This is a genomic window from Bradyrhizobium sp. Bra64 (assembly GCF_024519875.1).
Lineage (GTDB): Bacteria > Pseudomonadota > Alphaproteobacteria > Rhizobiales > Xanthobacteraceae > Bradyrhizobium > Bradyrhizobium japonicum_G.
The window spans coordinates 1-17,871 of sequence record NZ_JALJRD010000002.1; the positions used below are offsets into that span (position 1 = coordinate 1).

Annotated in this window: 16 protein-coding genes and 1 pseudogene; 6 read left to right on the forward strand and 11 right to left on the reverse strand. The window is 63.7% G+C overall.

Features of this window, described 5'->3' with window-relative positions; translation table 11 throughout:
- Positions 1-173: 173 nt before the first annotated feature.
- The 6 genes and pseudogenes from NR187_RS07675 to NR187_RS07700 form a co-directional block, all read right to left on the reverse strand.
- Positions 174-1,514 (reverse strand): annotated as a pseudogene (locus tag NR187_RS07675) (sensor histidine kinase); the annotation flags it as partial.
- Between the two features lie 37 nt (positions 1,515-1,551).
- Positions 1,552-2,226, reverse strand: a complete 675-nt coding sequence (locus NR187_RS07680) for a response regulator transcription factor (protein ID WP_211383285.1) — start codon at positions 2,224-2,226, stop codon at positions 1,552-1,554.
- Between the two features lie 604 nt (positions 2,227-2,830).
- Positions 2,831-3,919: a TRAP transporter substrate-binding protein gene (locus NR187_RS07685; RefSeq protein WP_211383284.1), complete on the reverse strand. Its 1,089-nt coding sequence runs from the start codon at positions 3,917-3,919 to the stop codon at positions 2,831-2,833.
- A 167-nt stretch (positions 3,920-4,086) separates the two neighbouring features.
- Complete coding sequence (locus NR187_RS07690) at positions 4,087-5,178, reverse strand: TRAP transporter substrate-binding protein (protein ID WP_256806223.1); 1,092 nt, start codon at positions 5,176-5,178, stop codon at positions 4,087-4,089.
- Positions 5,179-5,382: 204 nt separating this feature from the next.
- Positions 5,383-6,519 carry an Mrp/NBP35 family ATP-binding protein gene (locus NR187_RS07695; RefSeq protein WP_211383282.1) on the reverse strand — a complete coding sequence of 379 codons (1,137 nt, stop codon included), beginning with the start codon at positions 6,517-6,519 and terminating at the stop codon, positions 5,383-5,385.
- Positions 6,520-6,627: 108 nt separating this feature from the next.
- Positions 6,628-7,077: a VOC family protein gene (locus NR187_RS07700; RefSeq protein ID WP_249128962.1), complete on the reverse strand. Its 450-nt coding sequence runs from the start codon at positions 7,075-7,077 to the stop codon at positions 6,628-6,630.
- Between the two features lie 195 nt (positions 7,078-7,272).
- Between NR187_RS07700 and NR187_RS07705 the strand changes: the two genes are divergently transcribed.
- The 6 genes from NR187_RS07705 to NR187_RS07730 all read left to right on the forward strand — a co-directional run bounded on the left by NR187_RS07705 (position 7,273) and on the right by NR187_RS07730 (position 12,857).
- The gene (locus tag NR187_RS07705; protein ID WP_211383281.1) at positions 7,273-8,145 is read left to right on the forward strand and encodes an NAD(P)-dependent oxidoreductase; all 873 of its coding nucleotides are present in this window, start codon (positions 7,273-7,275) and stop codon (positions 8,143-8,145) included.
- A gap of 22 nt (positions 8,146-8,167) precedes the next feature.
- A complete protein-coding gene (gene nhaD, locus NR187_RS07710) occupies positions 8,168-9,445 on the forward strand; it encodes a sodium:proton antiporter NhaD (protein WP_211383280.1) in 1,278 nt (425 codons plus the stop codon).
- Between the two features lie 137 nt (positions 9,446-9,582).
- Complete coding sequence (locus NR187_RS07715; protein ID WP_211383279.1) at positions 9,583-11,178, forward strand: HAMP domain-containing sensor histidine kinase; 1,596 nt, start codon at positions 9,583-9,585, stop codon at positions 11,176-11,178.
- Positions 11,179-11,222: 44 nt separating this feature from the next.
- Positions 11,223-11,426, forward strand: a complete 204-nt coding sequence (locus tag NR187_RS07720) for a DUF1289 domain-containing protein (RefSeq protein WP_211383278.1) — start codon at positions 11,223-11,225, stop codon at positions 11,424-11,426.
- Positions 11,427-11,454: 28 nt separating this feature from the next.
- Positions 11,455-12,009, forward strand: a complete 555-nt coding sequence (locus NR187_RS07725) for a TIGR02281 family clan AA aspartic protease (protein WP_211383277.1) — start codon at positions 11,455-11,457, stop codon at positions 12,007-12,009.
- 179 nt (positions 12,010-12,188) lie between these two features.
- Positions 12,189-12,857 (forward strand): outer membrane protein, encoded by a 669-nt coding sequence (locus tag NR187_RS07730; RefSeq protein WP_211383276.1) that lies wholly within the window; start codon positions 12,189-12,191, stop codon positions 12,855-12,857.
- A gap of 50 nt (positions 12,858-12,907) precedes the next feature.
- Here the strand turns inward: NR187_RS07730 and dusA are convergent, their stop codons facing one another.
- From dusA to NR187_RS07755, 5 genes are all read right to left on the reverse strand, one after another.
- Positions 12,908-13,903 carry a tRNA dihydrouridine(20/20a) synthase DusA gene (gene dusA / locus NR187_RS07735; RefSeq protein WP_211383275.1) on the reverse strand — a complete coding sequence of 332 codons (996 nt, stop codon included), beginning with the start codon at positions 13,901-13,903 and terminating at the stop codon, positions 12,908-12,910.
- Between the two features lie 637 nt (positions 13,904-14,540).
- Entirely contained in the window at positions 14,541-14,843 is a 303-nt protein-coding gene (locus NR187_RS07740; RefSeq protein ID WP_211383274.1) for a putative quinol monooxygenase, read from the reverse strand.
- Positions 14,843-16,357, reverse strand: coding sequence for an amidase (locus NR187_RS07745; protein ID WP_211383273.1), 1,515 nt, complete (start codon positions 16,355-16,357; stop codon positions 14,843-14,845). The genes NR187_RS07740 and NR187_RS07745 overlap by 1 nt, the downstream gene beginning before the upstream one ends.
- Before the next feature lie 86 nt (positions 16,358-16,443).
- Positions 16,444-17,145, reverse strand: a complete 702-nt coding sequence (locus tag NR187_RS07750) for an ABC transporter ATP-binding protein (RefSeq protein ID WP_211383272.1) — start codon at positions 17,143-17,145, stop codon at positions 16,444-16,446.
- Complete coding sequence (locus NR187_RS07755; protein WP_211383271.1) at positions 17,142-17,870, reverse strand: ATP-binding cassette domain-containing protein; 729 nt, start codon at positions 17,868-17,870, stop codon at positions 17,142-17,144. The genes NR187_RS07750 and NR187_RS07755 overlap by 4 nt, the downstream gene beginning before the upstream one ends.
- Position 17,871: the final 1 nt, after the last annotated feature.

Consider the following 17,871-nt stretch of genomic DNA (forward strand, 5'->3'; position numbering starts at 1 on the left):
TGAGGGTCTGATATCTCACCGCAAAACGCGACCTCATCCTGAGGGCCCGCCGTAGGCGGGCGTCTCGAAGGATGGGCCGCAGGCAAGCTGCCCGCCACGCCTTTCTTCATATGCGATAGCCCTACCCCCACAAGGGGAGAGGGTGCAGCGTCAGTGCTGCGCCAGTCCTTTCCAGCGACCTTTGCTGCCTCCGCCAGCCTGAACCGCAGCGTGAACTCCGCGCCGCCGCCGGGAAGATTCTCCACTGTAACCGTCGCCGCGTGATCGTCCGCCACGCCGCGCACGATCGAGAGCCCTAGGCCCGCGCCGTCGCTGCGCTGGCGGTCGGCGCGCCAGAAACGCTGGAAGATCAGATCGCGCTCGGCCTCCGCGATCCCGGGGCCGCAATCGCGCACGCGCACAGCACCGTCTTCGCACACCTCGACGTCGACGGAGGTCTCCTTTGCCGTGAACTTGATGGCGTTTTCCGCGAGGTTGAAGATCGCGCGCTGGAGCATCACGGAATTGCCGTGGATCAGCACCGGCGCGTCGGTGCCCCTCAGTGCGATGTCCTTGTGCTGCGCGATCGCAAACGGCGCGATCGAACCGACCACCTCGGTGCAGACCGCGCGCAGGTCGGCGGTCTCGCCGGGATCGAGCACCAGCGTGTCGAGCTCGGCGATCTCCAGCAGCTGGGCGACGATGCGGCTCATGGCTTCGATGTCGGCATGCAGCGCCTCTCTTGCCGCGCCGTCGCCGAGCGTCTCGATCCGCGTGCGCAGGATCGCGAGCGGCGTGCGCAACTGATGCGCGGCGTCCGCCGTGAACTGCCGCTGCACCCGAAAGCCGTCCTCGAGGCGGTCGAGCGCCTGGTTGACGGCAGTGACCAGCGGCATGATCTCGCGCGGGATCTGCTCGGTCGGCAGGCGAACGTGGGTTCGCGACGGGCCGATATTGCTGGCCTCCTCGGAGGCCTTCCACAGCGGGGCGACCGCGCGGCGGAAGATGATGATGTCGGTGGCGAGCAGGATCAGCAGGATCGGAATGGTGGTCCACCCGACGCGCCTGAAGAAATTCGAGACGATGTCGTCGATGATGACGTCGCGATGCGCGAGGTCCTCGGCAACCCGGATGCGCACGGTCTTGCCGTCGATGGTCCGGGTGACGCCGGCGCCGGAGATCGTATCCGACAGACGCGGCGGCGCGGCGCCGGCCTTGCGGCGCGAGGAGAACAGCAAATGACCCTCGGCATCGCGAATGTCGTACTGGTAGCGGCCATAGGCTTCGGAATAGAGCCCCCTGAGGCTGTCCGGGAGATTGAACGTCAGCAGGCCGTCCGGCTGGGCGACGATGCGCTCGGCCAGCACCTCGGCCTGCGCGCGCATTGCATCACGGTGCAGCTGGTCGATCTCCGAATTGAGCAGCCAGAACAGCAGCAGCGGCAGGAAGATCGCGACCACCGCAACCGCCACGATGTGCAGGAACACGATGCGCCAGATAAGCGATTTGAACGTCGGCGATCTGGCAGAGATCATGGCGCGGAATCCGGCGAGGGATCCGATCTGGACCACGCTATTTCTCCTCGGCCATGAGATAGCCGACGCCGCGGATGGTGTGGATCACGACCTTGGCGCCGTGCTCGGTGAGCTGCTTGCGCAGCCGCGAGACGTAGACCTCAACCGCGTTGGAGGCGACCTCGCCTTCGAGCCCGAAGATGTGGTCCTCGACGTTCTTCTTCGGTACCACCCGCCCCTGCCGGCGCAGCAGGATCTCGAGCACCGAGGTCTCGCGCGCGGAGATGATCCGCGGCTGGTCGTCGACGAAGATCTGGCGGCTTTCGGTGTCGTAGACGAGGTTGGCGAGACTGAGCGAGCGGCCGAGCAGCTGGCCCGGCCGGCGCAGGATCGCCTCCAGCCGCGCCACCAGTTCCTCCATCGCAAACGGCTTTGCGAGATAGTCGTCGGCACCGCTGCGCAGGCCGTTGACGCGGTCCTGCAGGCCGCCGCGCGCAGTCAGCACCAGCACCGGCAGCGGCTCCATCTGCCGGCGCAGCTCGCGCAGCACCGACAGGCCGTCGCCGTCGGGAAGGCCGAGGTCGAGGATCATCGCCGCATAGCTGACGCTGCTCACCGCCTCGCGCGCTTCGGCCGCGCTGCCGACGATGTCGCTCTCGTAGCCGGCCGCCGCCAGCCCGCCGGCAACGAGCCGCGACAGCTCGGCATTGTCTTCGACGATCAGAAGCCGCATCGCATGTCCGCCGGATTTTGCGGGTCTCGCCGCGCGGCTCGCGCCGCTTGTCGGATCTCTTCCACCATTCCGGCCGCCTCGGCCAGCGAAAAAGCACCAGTCGGCCCGGTCGACCTGTTCCTGTCAGCTTTGTGTAAGCAGAACCGCGCTCGAGGAATGGAGGGTCTTGCTTCGTCAGGGTCGAAGCTCATCGCCCCCCCGGGACCCACGCAAAGGACAAGAATTTCGGATTATGCGATTATCGCTATTTGCCACTGTTTTGCCCGACGAGTCAAACGGCTTCTTTACTCGCGGGATGGAAGAACGGCATGTCCGCCGAAGGCGAAACCCTTCGCTCGGCCGGTTTCCGACCACGACGGATTTCGTGCGCTTGATCCGGCCCCAAAATGCGGAGTTGACCACGATTGCGCGTCGATCATGCCTTTCCGCCGACTATCCCCGACGCATCAAGCCGTTAGCAGCCCTCACGACGCCTGGTGCCCTCACCCCCGTCTACTGTGCATGGGGTTGTTTTCCAGATTTTTTTGTGAGCGCCCGAGCGCGGCCGCAAAATCAAAGGCCCCGGGCTTTCGCTCCGGGGCCTTGCATGTGCGATGTGAGGCGATCAGCTCTGCGAGTTGCGCGCCATGAAATTGTCGTAGCCGACCTCGGCGACCTGGAACCACTGGTAGCCGTTGTTCGAGAAGGACGTCAGCGAATCATACACCTTCTTGAAGTCCGCGTTGGTCGACGAGACCTCGGTGTGCAACTCCTTTGCCGCCTTGAAGCAGGCCTGCATGATCTCGGGCGAGAACGGATGCAGCTTGGCGCCGGCGGCGAGCAAGCGGCGCAGCGCGGGCGGGTTGGACTGATCGTACTTCGCCATCATCCAGTTGTTGGCAAAGTGCCCCGCCTGCTCGAGGACGCTCTGATAGTGCTTTGGCAGAGCATTCCATTTGTCCTGGTTGACGAACGCGAGCAGCATCGGCCCGCCTTCCCACCAGCCCGGGAAGTAGTACTGCGGCGCCACCTTGACGAAACCGAGCTTCTCGTCGTCGTACGGTCCGACCCATTCGGCAGCGTCGATGGTGCCCTTCTCGAGCGCCGGGTAGATGTCGCCGCCGGCGATCTGCTGCGGCACCGCGCCGAGCTTCTGCAGCACGCGCCCCGCAAAGCCGCCGATGCGAAACTTCAGGCCGTTGAAGTCCTGAGGTACTTTGACTTCCTTGCGAAACCAGCCGCCCATCTGACAGCCGGTGTTGCCGGCGAGCAGCGAGACGACGTTGTACTTCTTGTAGAACTCGTTGAGGATTTCCCTGCCGCCTCCCAACATGTACCAGGCCTGATTGATGCGCATGTTCGGTCCGAACGGCACGGCCGAGCCGAAAGTAAAAGTCGGATCCTTGCCGAAATAATAATAGGACGCGGTGTGACCGATTTCGCAGGTGCCGTTCTGCACGGCATCGAGCACCTGGAGGCCCGGCACGATTTCACCGCCGGCGAAGGTCTGAATTTGAAATTTGTTGTCGGTCGCTTCCGCCACCATCTTGGCCATCATCTCGGCACCGCCATAGAGCGTGTCGAGCGATTTCGGCCAGCTCGTCGGCATGCGCCATTTGATCTCCGGCATCGACTGCGCGATTGCCGGCGCGGCAAACGTCGCGGCGCCAGCCGCACCAAGTCCCGTGACTTTAATGAAGTCTCTTCTTTTCATGATGTCCTACCCTGATGGATTGCGATTTGGGCCTTCTTGTCGAGGCCTGGGGTCCAGCATGGAACATTGCGTTGCCGATTTCCATCGTGATCGCACTGCGGCAAAGAAAAAGCCCGGCCTCCTGAGGAGGTCGGGCTTTGCCATTCTCGACTTTCGTCTAAAGGCGATCAGCCGCGGGTGCGCGAGCGGATCATGAAGCTGTCGTAGGTGTATTCGGCGACCTGCCACCACAGATACTCGTCGGAGCGGTAGGCCTGCATGGCGTCGATCGACTTCTTGAAGTCGGGGTTCTTGGCCGAGATCTCGCCCCACAATTCGTTGGTCGCCTTGAGGCAGGCTTCGAGCACTTCGTTGGTGAAGGGACGAAGCTGGGTGCCGCCAGCCACCAGACGCTTGAGCGCCGCGGGGTTCACCATGTCGTAGCGCGCGGCCATCCAGGTGTTGGTGTTGACGGTCGCGTTGGTGAGAATCGCCTGGTAGTTCTTCGGCAGCTCGTTCCACTTGTCGATGTTGGCGAAGGCGTGGACGGTCGGACCGCCCTCCCAGAAACCGGGATAATAGTAGTACTTGGCGACCTTGGCGAAGCCGAGCTTCTCGTCATCGTAGGGGCCGACCCATTCGGCGGCGTCGATGGTGCCCTTCTCGAGCGAGGGATAAATGTCGCCGCCCGCGAGCTGCTGCGGCACCACGCCGACCTTCTGGAGGACCTGGCCGGCAATGCCGCCGATGCGCATCTTGAGGCCGGAGAGATCGGCAACGGTCTTGATCTCCTTGCGAAACCAGCCGCCCATCTGGGTGCCGGTGTTGCCGCAGGGGAAGCCGACGACGTTCGATTTCTTGAAGAACTCGTTGGCGAGCTCGTTGCCGCCGCCCTGATAAAGCCAGGAATTCTGCTGACGCGCGTTGAGGCCGAAGGGCACCGACGCGAAGATCGCGAACGTCGGGTCCTTGCCGACGTAGTAGTATGACACGGTGTGGCACATCTCGACCGTGCCCTTCTGCGTCGCATCCAGCGCCTGCAAACCGGGAACGATTTCACCCGCCTGGAAGACCTGGATCTGGAACTTGTTGTCGGTCATCTCGGCGACGTACTTCGCCAATTGCTCGGCGCCGCCATAGATCGTGTCGAGCGACTTCGGGAAGCTCGACGTCAGGCGCCACTTCACCTCGGGCGAGGACTGCGCGATCGCCGGCGAGGCCACCGCGGCGGTCGCCGCCGCGCCTGCTGCCGACACTTTCAGGAAATCACGACGCTTCATCTTCAGGTCTCTCCTTGTTGGGGCGTTCCCCTAACTTCCTCTTTGCCGCCGCTCATTCCGGCGACGCGTTTGGGCCGCGTCGAACCGAAGGGGCTTGACTGCGGTGGGCCTTTAACACGGACGCCCCGCTTTCGAAACGCGACATTGGCATGACGGGGCTCTACGAAAGTCGCATGTCTCCAACGGATGGCCGGAGCCGCCGGCTCAGGCCGCGGCGATGACGCCCTTGAGCTGGTCCCGGACCTGTCCCGCAATGGCGCGATAGATCGCCGCATGGGGACCGTCCGGCTCGCTGTCGACGACGGGGGTGCCGGCATCCGAGGTGGCGCGAATCGCCATATGCAGGGGGATCTCGCCGAGGAAAGGTACCCCAAGCTTTTCGGCCTCGTGGTGCGCGCCGCCATGGCCGAAAATATCCGATTTCGTGCCGCAATGCGGGCACTGGAAGTAGCTCATGTTCTCGACGATGCCGAGCACGGGGACGTTGACCTTCTTGAACATGGCAAGCCCCCGCCTTGCATCGATCAGGGACAGGTCCTGCGGGGTCGAGACGATCACGGCGCCCTTCAGGGGCACGTTCTGCGCCAGCGTGAGCTGGGCATCGCCGGTGCCCGGCGGCATGTCCACCACCAGCACATCGAGCTGGCCCCATTCGACGTCGCGCAGCATCTGCGTCACCGCCGACATCACCATCGGACCGCGCCAGATCATCGCGGTCTCTTCCTCCACCAGGAAGCCGATCGACATGATGGCGAGGCCGAAACGGCGGAGCGGAATCATCTTGCGCTCGGCGTTCAGCTCCGGCTTGGCGTGCAGGCCGGTCAGCCGCGGCACCGACGGGCCGTAGATGTCGGCATCGAGCAGCCCGACCTTGAGGCCGAGGTCGCGCAGGCCCAGCGCCAGATTGAGCGCGGTGGTCGACTTGCCGACGCCACCCTTGCCCGAGGCGACCGCGATGACCGCGGCGACGCCCGGAATCTCGGACTGGCGCGCCATCGGCGACCCGCCGCCCTGCGGCGGTTTGTGGGCATGGACCGGCTGCACGCCCGGCGTGCCCCGGCTTGGCGTTGGCGGCGGTAGTGGCGCGGCGCCGACCTTACGCTCGGCGGTCAGCGCCACCATCACGGTGGTGACGCCGGGAATGGCGCGCACCGCGGCCTCGGCTTCGGCCCGGACCGATTCCCAGGCCCGCGCCTCGGCGGCATCGACATTGATCGAGAAGAACACCTTGCCGTCGGCGGCGCTGATCGCGCTCAGCACATTGGCGTTGGCGAGCGCGACCCCGCGGGGCGACTTGATCCTGGCGAGGCTGTCGAGAACCTGTTGCTGCGTCACGCTCAAAGCGCATCTCCTGAACAGAGCATGATCCGGAAAAGTGTGGAGCGGTTTTCCGACCAGATCATGCTCAAGGCTTTAGGATGCCCCATTAGAGCGGAAACGGCCAAAAGGCTACTGCCTGCCGATATCGTCAGCCATCTCGGCGGGCGCCCCGCCCTGCTCCCGGGCTGCCTCATAGTTGAGCTCGATCATGACCCCGTTGGGGTCGTGGACGAAGATCTGCCAGAGGTCGCCGCCGGGCACCTGGCGCGAGTCGAACTTCATGCCCTTGGAGGCCAGACGCTGCTTCATCCCGTCGAAGCCGCGGCTGACGAAGGCGACATGGTGGACAACGCCGGAATCCGGCTTTTGTGGCTCGGCGGTCGGCGAAATATCGACGAGGTGCACCACCGGCTTGCCCTCGCTGTACATCCAGGCGCCCGGGAAGGCGAAATTCGGCCGGGCGCCTTTTTCCAGCCCCAGCACGTCCTCGTAGAAGCGGACGGTCTCGGCCAGATTCCGGGTCCGGATGTTGAAATGATCGAGCACGCCGACGCTCACGCCGCCCAAACCCTTGCCCATGCTTTCGCTCCCTTTTTTGAAGTCCTTGGGTCCGTCATCCTAGCACAGGGGGCCCTTCAACGAAGCCGTTGCCCTCCGGGCTCAAGCGTTTATGGTGCGCCCGATCCGCCCCGTGGCGGAACCCCAAAAGATACCGCCTGGCGCCTCTCGCCCGGCCAAAACCGTAAAACCCAAACTACGGACAAGGTACCACACATGGCTAAAGTCGCTTTCCTCGGTCTCGGCGTGATGGGCTTCCCCATGGCCGGACACCTCGTGAAAAAAGGGGGCCATGAGGTCACCGTCTACAACCGCACCGCGGCCAAGGCGAAGGAATGGGCGGACAAGTTCGGCGGCAAGACCGCGGCGACCCCGAAGGCCGCCGCCGAGGGCCAGGATTTCGTGATGTGCTGCGTCGGCAACGACAACGATCTGCGCGCCGTCACGATCGGCGCCGACGGTGCGTTCGCCGGCATGAAGAAGGGTGCGACCTTCGTCGACCACACCACCGCGTCCGCCGAGGTCGCTCGCGAACTCGATGCAGCCGCGGCCAAGGCCGGCTTCAAGTTCATAGACGCCCCGGTCTCCGGCGGCCAGGCCGGCGCCGAGAACGGCGTGCTGACGGTGATGTGCGGCGGTGCGCAGGACGCCTATGCCGGCGCCGAGCCGATCATCACAGGCGCCTATGCGCGGATGTGCAAATTGCTCGGACCCGCGGGCTCCGGCCAGCTGACCAAGATGGTCAACCAGATCTGCATCGCCGGCCTCGTGCAGGGCCTGTCCGAGGGTATTCACTTCGCCAAGAGGAGTGGCCTCGACGTCGCGGCCGTGATCGAAACCATCTCAAAGGGCGCCGCGCAGTCCTGGCAGATGGAGAACCGCTACAAGACCATGAACGAGGACAAGTACGATTTCGGCTTCGCCGTCGAATGGATGCGCAAGGATCTCTCGATCTCGCTGGCCGAAGCCCGTCGCAACGGCGCCAATCTGCCGGTGACCGCGCTGGTCGACCAGTTCTACGCCGAGGTCGAAAAGATGGGCGGCAAGCGCTGGGATACGTCGAGCCTGCTCGCGCGCCTTAATCGCTGACCCCTGACGATTTGGCCCTGCCTTGTTGATCGCGATCGCCGCCATTTTCGTCCTCGCCTATGCGGCGATCGCGCTCGAGCACCCGATCGGGGTCAACAAGAGCGCGTCCGCACTGCTCGGTGCGGGCCTGCTCTGGAGTGTCTACGCGATCGCGACCGGCGACCACGCCCTGGTCGGCCGCCAACTCGACGAGTCCGTCGGCTCCACCGCGCAGATCGTGTTCTTCCTGATCGGCGCCATGACCATCGTCGAGGTGATCGACGCCCATGACGGTTTCGAGGTCATCACCTCGCTGATTCGCACCACCAGCCAGGTGGCGCTGATCTGGCTGATCGGCTTCGTGACGTTCTTCCTGAGCGCGATCCTGGACAATCTGACGACCACCATCGTCATGATCTCGCTGATCCAGAAGCTGATCGCCCGCCGCGACGACCGCCTGCTGTTCGCCTCCCTCATCGTCATCGCCGCCAATGCGGGCGGCGCGTGGACCGTGATCGGCGACGTCACCACGACCATGCTGTGGATCGGCGGGCAGATCTCGCCGGTGAAGATCATGGGCGCGGTATTCCTGCCCTCGCTTCTCAACCTGCTCGTGCCGCTCGTGTTCGTCAGTTTTTCGCTCAGGGGCAAGACCATCGCGCCGCCGACGAAGGACACCGGACTGCTCGCCGTCGATCGGTTCGAGCGCAATTTGATGTTCTATCTCGGGCTCGGCACGCTGATCGCGGTGCCGGCGTTCAAGGCGGTCACGCATCTGGCGCCGTTCATGGGTATCCTGTTCGGGCTCGGCGTGCTCTGGCTGGTCGGCGAGATCGTGCACCGGCACAAGGAGGAGCATGTGCGCCAGCCCCTCACGCTCGTGCACGCGCTGGCACGGATCGACATGAGCTCGGTCGTGTTCTTCGTCGGCATCCTGCTCGCGGTCGCCTGCCTCGAGCATGCCGGCCTGCTGTCCATGCTGGCCAAATGGCTCGACGCCACGCTCGGCCGCCAGGACATCATCGTCATCGTGCTCGGCCTGCTCAGCGCTATCATCGACAACGTGCCACTGGTCGCCGCGACCATGGGCATGTACGACCTCGCGCATTATCCGCCCGACAGCTTCATCTGGGAGTTCATCGCCTATTGCGCCGGCACCGGTGGTTCGATCCTGATCATCGGCTCGGCCGCCGGCGTCGCCGCCATGGGACTCGAGCGCATCGAGTTCCTCTGGTACGCCCGCCGCATCGCCGTTCCCGCGCTCGCCGGCTATCTGGCGGGAGCCGTGGTGTACATCGCGCAGCACGCGGCGCTGCATTGAACGGCGCTGGCCGGCCCCAAATTAACGCCGGGTTAACGTAATTCTTTAGCTCCTTAAGTCACCTCTTAAGGATTTCTTGCCAGAGATAGACAATGCAGAAGGCCCGCGTCCGGCGTGGGCAGGAATCGTGTTGCTTGATGAGTAACCCCGCTGAAAAGCCTGAGGTAGTGCAGCTTCCGGCCGAGCCGATAAGCGCTCCATCGGCGAGCAGCCGAAGGGCTGCGGCGCAACGGGTGCGCGAGGCCCGCGACAAGTTAACGTCGACCAGCGGAACCCGGCCGGCCTTCGACGCCGATATGCTGCGCCAATACGCCCAGACGCGGCTGTCGGCCTCCTACGTCGTGATGCTGCTGGTGGTTGCCACCGGCGTGCTGTTCGGGCTGTGGATGCAGCCGATCCCGGCCGCGGCCTGGACCGCCGGCATGCTCTGCATCCACGCCGCGATGATCCGCAGCTGCCACCGCTTTCTGGCCGAGCCCGCCTCGCCCGCGGCAACGCGCGCATGGCGGACGCGCTTCGTCGTGCTCGACCTGCTCTATGGCCTGTGCTGGATGGCCATCCTGATCCATCCCGTGCTCGACATGGTCACGGAAACGCTGATGATGTTCCTGATGCTGCTGGTGATCGCGGTATCGAGCATGCTGGCCGCCAATCTTCCGATCGCGGCCCTCGCCGCCACTGCGCCGGTGGCGGTCGCGATGGCCCTCAGCTTCCTGATGACCGGTTCGCTGGACAATTACATCCTGGCGGCGCTCGCGCTCGCGGCTGAAGGCTATTTCGTGCTGCTGGCGCACCGCCTGCATTCCTCGACCTTCGCCACGCTCGAGGCGCGCGCCGAGAAGGACGCATTGATCGGCGAACTCGAACAGGCCAAGGCGATCTCGGACGAAGCGCGTCACCGTGCCGAATCCGCCAACGTCGCCAAATCGCGCTTCCTCGCGCAGATGAGCCACGAGTTGCGCACGCCGCTGAACGCGATCCTCGGTTTCTCCGAGGTGATGAAAAGCGAGATTTTTGGCGCACATGCAGTGCCGGTCTACAAGGAGTACTCGGCGGACATCCACAATTCCGGCGTGCACCTGCTCAACCTCATCAACGAGATCCTCGATCTTTCAAGGATCGAGGCCGGCCGTTACGAACTCAACGAGGAAGCGGTGTCGCTGGTCGGCATCGTCGCTGACTGCCATCATTTGATGAAGCTGCGCGCATCGAGCCGCGGCATCACCATCCACGAGGTGTTCGAGCAGGCCATGCCGCGGCTCTGGGCCGACGAGCGCGCGATCCGACAGGTCGTGCTCAACCTCCTCTCCAACTCGATCAAGTTCACCCCGCAGGGCGGCGAGATCTGGCTCAAGGCCGGCTGGACCGCCTCAGGCGGACAATATCTGTCGGTGAAGGATTCCGGCTCCGGCATCCCCGAGGATGAAATCCCGGTCGTGCTCGCCTCGTTCGGCCAGGGCTCCAACTCGATCAAATCGGCCGAACAGGGCGCAGGCCTGGGTCTGCCGATCGCAAAGAACCTGATCGACCTGCATGGCGGCACGTTCACGCTGAAATCGAAGCTGCGCATCGGCACCGAAGTGATCGTCACCTTCCCGCCGGAGCGCGTGATGAGCGCGCTGGCGCCGATGTCGGATGATTCTCCACCGCTCCAGCCGGAGAGTTCCGCGGTAGCCGACGAGAAGCGACGGCCGCGCCATCGGCCGATCATGAGCGCAGGTACGGGCTCTTAAACACATGCTTGCAGACATGCCCGACGATCCTTCACTATGTCCAAATGAGCAAAGAAACGCCGTGCGTCGCCGTCTGCATGATCGATCCCAAGACCAGGCTGTGCTTCGGTTGCGGCCGGACCTTGCCGGAGATCGCGCGCTGGCACGCCATGGAAAGCGCGGAACGGCTGGCGCTCATGGCGCTGTTGCCGGCGCGCATGACGGACGCCGGACTTGCGCCGATCGTGGGATTGCCGAAGCGCGCCTGACCGACCTGCGTGACTTCGGAGGCGTTCGATGATCCGCTTCCTGCTCGTTCTCATCATGCTCGCCTGCACGGCAGGTGCCGTCGTCGCCTATGGCGATCCCGATCAGATCGCGCGCGCGAGCAACAAGGTCTCGCACCTGTTTCGCGCGCAAATCGCTTCCCCGGCCCCAGCCGTGCAGATCCAGCGCGGCCAAGGCGGCGAGTTCGCGCTGCGTGCGAAAATCAACGGCGTCGCCGCACCGATGGTGATCGACACCGGTGCGACCTCCGTGGTGCTGACCTGGGAGACCGCGAAAGCGATCGGACTGCCGCTCGAGATGCTCGAATACGACGTCGATCTCGAAACGGCGGGCGGCCACACCAAGGCGGCCCGCCTGACGCTCGACCGTCTCTCCGTCGGCCATCTCGTCGAGAAATCCGTGCCGGCCCTTGTCGTGCAGCGCGGGCAGATGAAGACCAATCTGCTCGGCATGAGCTTTCTCGACCGCCTCGAGAGCTGGGGCGTGCGCGCCGACAAGCTGATGCTCACAGGCTATCCGGAACTCCAAGGCAGCCGCCGCCGCTCGCGCATCGCGGTCGACTAATCCGTCACGAGGACTCGATCCTGCCTCCAGGCATCGGGCAGTGCGCTGCGAAAGCAAGCAAGTGTGGCATTCGCGCTATTTACAAACCGTCTAGTCGGTTTATAACGGGCGTATTCCCGGATCAGGGTTGGATGAGTGCTGCTCCCTTGAGGATGCGGCCGAGTGGGAGATCGAGAAATATGATTGCGAGAGCCGCCTTACGCCGCACGATCTGCGCCCTGCCGTTTGCGACGGCGTTCGCCGCAGGCAGCGCCTGCGCTGCGGACCTGTCACCGCGCTATGCAGCGCCATCCGCCTCCTACACTGCGCCGCAGCCGGTCTATTCCTGGACAGGTCTCTATGCGGGCCTCAACGCCGGCTATGCCGAGAGCGGCGACGACGCCTTCAACAATCTCGTCGGCACCAGCGGCGGCAAGGTCAAGGGCGCCGTGGGCGGCGTGCAGATCGGCTACAACTACCAGTTCTCGCCGATGTTTGTGGTCGGCATCGAGAACGACTTCGAGGGCGGAGACATCAAGAACCACGACGCGCTCAACAGCGCCGCGGTCAGCCTGCCCTGGTACATGACCGGCCGCGCCCGCGCCGGCATTGCGACGATGGATTCACGCCTGTTGTTGTTCGGGACCGCGGGTCTTGCCACCGGTGAATTGAAGGACGGCCCGATCAACAAGATGAAGATGGGCTGGACCGCGGGCGGCGGCGTCGAATGGGCGTTCCTGCCGAAATGGTCGGCCAAGGCCGAGTATCTCTACACCGCGTTCAAGCACGACGATTTGCCGGACTGGAACGCCGCCAAATTCCACAGCTTCCGCGTCGGAGTGAACTATCACTTCGACCTGTTCCGCTGAGACGGATCGCGAAGAGCCGGATTTCTATCCGACTCTTCACGTGATTGCGGCTAGGCCGCGGCCTCAGCCGGCGCACGCGCACCGACACGCGAGATCGCATCGCGAAGCACCTCGAGGCCGGCGCCCGGCTTCACCCCCTGCTCGGCAAGATGGCGGCGAAAGGCGCGCGCGCCCGGCACGGCGTGGAATGCGCCGACGAAATGGCGCGTCACGGAGTGCAGCCGCGTGCCGCGGGCGAGCTGTTGCTCGATATAGGGCATCATCGCCTCGAGCGCGTCTTGCATGCTCGCATGCGGTGCCGCCTCGCCGAAGATGTCTTGATCCACGGAGAGAAGACGCCATGGCTCCTGATAGGCGGCGCGGCCGAGCATCACGCCGTCGACATGCTCGAGATGCGCTTTGGCCTCGTCGATGCCCGGGATACCACCGTTGATGATGACAGGAACCCCGGGCATCGTGCGCTTGAGGCGATACACGCGATCGTAGTCCAGCGGCGGGATGTCGCGGTTCTCCTTCGGCGACAGGCCGTTGAGCCACGCTTTCCGTGCATGGACGATCAGCGCGTCGCAGCCGGAGGCGACCACCGCGCGCGCAAGCGTATCGAGCGCGACTTCCGGATCCTGGTCGTCGATGCCAATGCGGCACTTCACGGTGACGGGCACGGCAACCGTACGTTTCATCGCCTCGACGCACCTCGCCACGAGATCAGGCTCCGCCATGAGACAAGCGCCGAAGCGGCCATCCTTCACACGATCGGAGGGGCAGCCGACATTGAGATTGATCTCGTCATAGCCACAGGCCTCGCCGATCCGCGAGGCCTCAGCGAGATCGCGTGGATCCGAGCCGCCGAGCTGCAGCGCGACCGGATGCTCCGTCGCGTCGAAGCCAAGCAGCCGCTCCCGGTCGCCGTGGAGAATGGCGCCCGTCGTCAGCATCTCCGTATAGAGCAGCGCCCGCCGCGTCAGATGACGATGGAACACCCGACAATGCCGGTCGGTCCAATCCATCATGGGCGCCACGGAAAAGAGATAGTCTTTTGATTTCAATTATTTAACCTTATATCCTCAATAGGATCAACCCGAAACATGTGCACTCCAAACTAGCCGAAATTGCACACGTTTAGTACTTCGTGTTTCAGAACAAGTTCGTCAGCCTCGCCAGCCTTTGTGCGGACCTGCATGCCGAGATCGTGGACGCCCCTCCCTACGAACGCCCAGCTTTTTCTGCTGACGGCGAAGACGTCGGGCCGCTCGAAGCCGCCTGGGGATGGGACGTGGTGAGAAGCCAACAGTTCCTCCGCAAGCCTAGATGCTGCGATAATACTCGATACATGAAAGATCAGGCATTATTCCGAGCTCCCGTGTCTGGTCCAATTCAACCGTGCCTCCGCTCACATTGGTGATCGGGCCACAAAACAGATCGCGCAACGGTTCATTATTCGCATCACCTTCCAGCCAGCCCTCTCCTCCCACGCCGGCCAGCAGATGCGCAGTCGGTTCCGCGATCGGTGGTGAGGCGGAACCGCTTGCGACCGACGTCGGACGGGCACGAACAGCAATTCGATCCCGCCACGATGCTCGATGTGGTGGAGACGGCGCGCCTAGTCCGCGTCGTTGTAACTGCCGATGATGCCGTGAAGCCGTAACGTTCACGATGTTCGCCCGCAATTGACCTGGCGCTCGCCTACCGGACCGTCGCCGACACCTCCTTCGACGTCACAAGTATGACCTCGCCATCCAGGATGGGCTTGGCGATCCCGAAGAAGGTCGCGACGACGGCCGAGCCGTTGTGGCGATCCATCGCGGCCTTGTCGGCGAAGCGTTCATAGGTCGTGAAAACGCACGGGTCTTCCTCGCTCTGCGAGATAAAGAAACCGATCGTCTCCGGCTCGTTGGCGGCGACATGCGTCGCGACGGCGACAAGCGCATCGCGCATCACGACGTCATGTCCGGACTTTGCCCTGATGACGGCAGTGATCGTGATCATCAGAATTTCTTCCAGTCGCCATCGGCTTCAAACGCGCTCGCCGCCTGATAGATGGTTGCCTCGTCGTAATCCTTCGCAATCAGCATCAAGCCGACCGGCAGGCCATCCGAAAGGCCGCAGGGGATGCTCATCGCCGGATGGCCGGTGACATCGAACGGACTGGTCGTGGCCGTCATCTCGAAGGCGCGCTGGACGATCTCGGCGAGCGGCGCGCCCTTGGCCGGAATCGGTGTCGCAACACACGGCAGGGTCGGCATCAGCAACAGATCGTAGGATCCGAACACGGCGTCATAGGCAGCCTTGGCGGCGATCGCGATGTTGCGCGACTTGGCGTAATAGCGGCCGCGATAATGGCTGACGCCCCACTGCCCGACCAGCATGGTGAGCTTGAGCGTCTCCGACAGATCGTCGGCGCGGTTGCGCCAGCTGGAATGGGCGTCGAGCAGACCGACGTCATAGAGCCCCTTCCAATTGAAGCCCATGCCGTTGCCGATCATCATCTGGACCAGGAAACCTTCCAGCGTGATCGGGTTCCAGGCGGCGAGCGCGTGCAAATGCTCCGGTATCGAAACCTCCGACACGCTCGCGCCGAGCTTGGCGAATCGTTCTGCGCCCGCCTTGACCTTCTCGACGACGCCCTCCTGCATGTTCGACACGGCGAAGCCCTCCTTGAGGATACCGATCTTCATGCCCTTGACGCCCTTGCGGAGCATTTCCGTGTAGCTCGTGACTTTCGGCGCATACTGGCGCGGGTCAAATCCGTCGGGCCCGGCGAGCACCTCCAGCAGCAGCGCATTGTCGGCGACGTTGGCCGTCATCGGACCAGTGTGGTCGATGGTGGACTCGATCGGCATCACGCCCGTATAGGGCACGAGTCCGTGCGTCGCCTTCATACCGTAAATGCCGCAATAGGACGCGGGGATGCGGATCGAGCCGCCCTGGTCGCCGCCGATCGACATGTCGACCTCGCCGGCCGCAACCAGTGCAGCGCTTCCCGAGGACGAACCGCCCGCCGAATAACCCATCTTGAGTGGGTTGTGGACCGGTGCAGGATGGGAGGTATGGCTGCCGCCCGACAGGCAGAAATGCTCACATACGGCCTTGCCGACGATGGTGCCGCCGGCGTCGAGAATGCGGGTGACGATGGTCGCGTCGGCGACGGGAATGAAGCCTTCCAATGTCGTCGAACCGTTCATCATGGGGACGCCGGCCAGCGCGACGTTGTCCTTCAGCACGACGGTTCGGCCAGCGAGCTTGCCGCTCGACGCGCCCTTGACCTCGGTCTTGATCGCCCAGGCGTTGTACTTGTTGTCCTTCGGCATCGGCTTGGCGCCCGGCGTGCGCGGATATTTGACCGGCGGCAGCGGGTTAGGCAGCTCGTCGACGACGTCATAGGCGTCGAACATTCCACCCATCAGTGACAGATATTCTCCGGCCTCCTCGACCGACATGTTCATGTGCAGGCTCGCAGCGAGCTCGGCGACGTCTTCGGCATTCGGGCGTTTGATGGACATGAGTCATCCTTTCTTGTGAGGACAAGCTGGTGGCAACAGAAATCAGCGATCGCGACGGCGCGGCGTAACCGCGTCGGAATTTGAACCTAGGTTGGATGCATGGCGGCGTCCCGTGCCAAAAGGCTTTCCCGGTCGAGCTCTTCTGTGATGCGTCCCTTCTGGATATTGAGGACACGGTCAGACAGCGACGTGATGAATTCGAGATTCTGCTCGACCACGATCAGCGACATGTTCCAGCGCTTCTTCAGCGCGAGCAGGGTCTCGATAATCTCTTCGATGATCGATGGCTGGATGCCCTCGGTCGGTTCGTCCAGAAGGATCAGCCGGGGCTTCGTGCACAGGCAGCGTGCCAACGCCAGCAATTGCTGCTCACCGCCCGACAGGGCGCCGCCGCGCCGGTCGAGCAGCCGCACCAGGCGCGGAAAGTCTTGCAGCACGGTATCGATCACCGAGCGGTCCTCCTTCGGAGCCGCCGCGAGGCCCATCCGAAGGTTCTCGTGGACGCTCAGGTCTGGAAAGATCTCCCTGCCCTGTGGCACAAGTCCGATTCCAAGCCGGGAACGCTCGTGCGGCTTGAGATGGGTGATTGTCTTGCCGGCGAAGACGACCGAGCCGCCGGTCGTCGGCAGATGCCCCATCAGCGCACGCAAGGTCGTGGTCTTGCCCATGCCATTGTGGCCGAGAATACCGAGATACTCGCCGTCCCGCACCGTCATGTCGATGCCGAACAGGATCGGAATACGGCCGTACCCGGATCGCAAGTCCTTGACCTCGAGGAGCGGGCTCATGCCGCCACCTTCTTGCCGAGATAGACGTCGCGCACGCGCTGATCCGCCATAACCTTGTCCACGGTGTCTTCGACCAGCACACGCCCTTGATGAAACACCGTCACCTTCTTGGCGATCTGCCTGATGAACTCCATGTCGTGCTCGACAACGATGATTGCCCGCGTCTGATTGATCTCGCGAATGATTGCGGCAGTGTGGCCGGTCTCTTCGTCGGTCATGCCGGCGGCAGGTTCATCGAGCAGGATCAATTCCGGCTCGGCCGCAAGCACCATGCCGATCTCCACCCACTGACGCTGGCCATGCGACAGCGTCGCAGCGATGCGGTCGGCATGATCGGTCAGTCGTATCATCTCCAGTACGGCATCGACCGCGGGCCCTTGGGCGCGCGGCGTCGCCTTGCGACGGACGGCAAGCCAGATGTTCTCTCGAACCGAGAGACCGTTAAAGACATTGGGCACCTGTGTCTTGATACCGATCCCCATGCGGGCGATCTCGTGCGGCAGCTTGCCGGCGATCGGATGCCCACGGAACGCAATCGCGCCCGAAGTCGGAACGAGCTGTCCGGTCAGAGTCTTGAAGAAGGTGCTCTTGCCGGCGCCGTTCGGGCCAATCAGGCAACGCAGCTCCATCTCCTCCAACGTGAAGGTGATGTCATCATTGGCGACCACGCCACCAAAACGCATGGTGAGGTGCTCGGCCTTGAGCAGAGGGACAAGGTCCGCCATG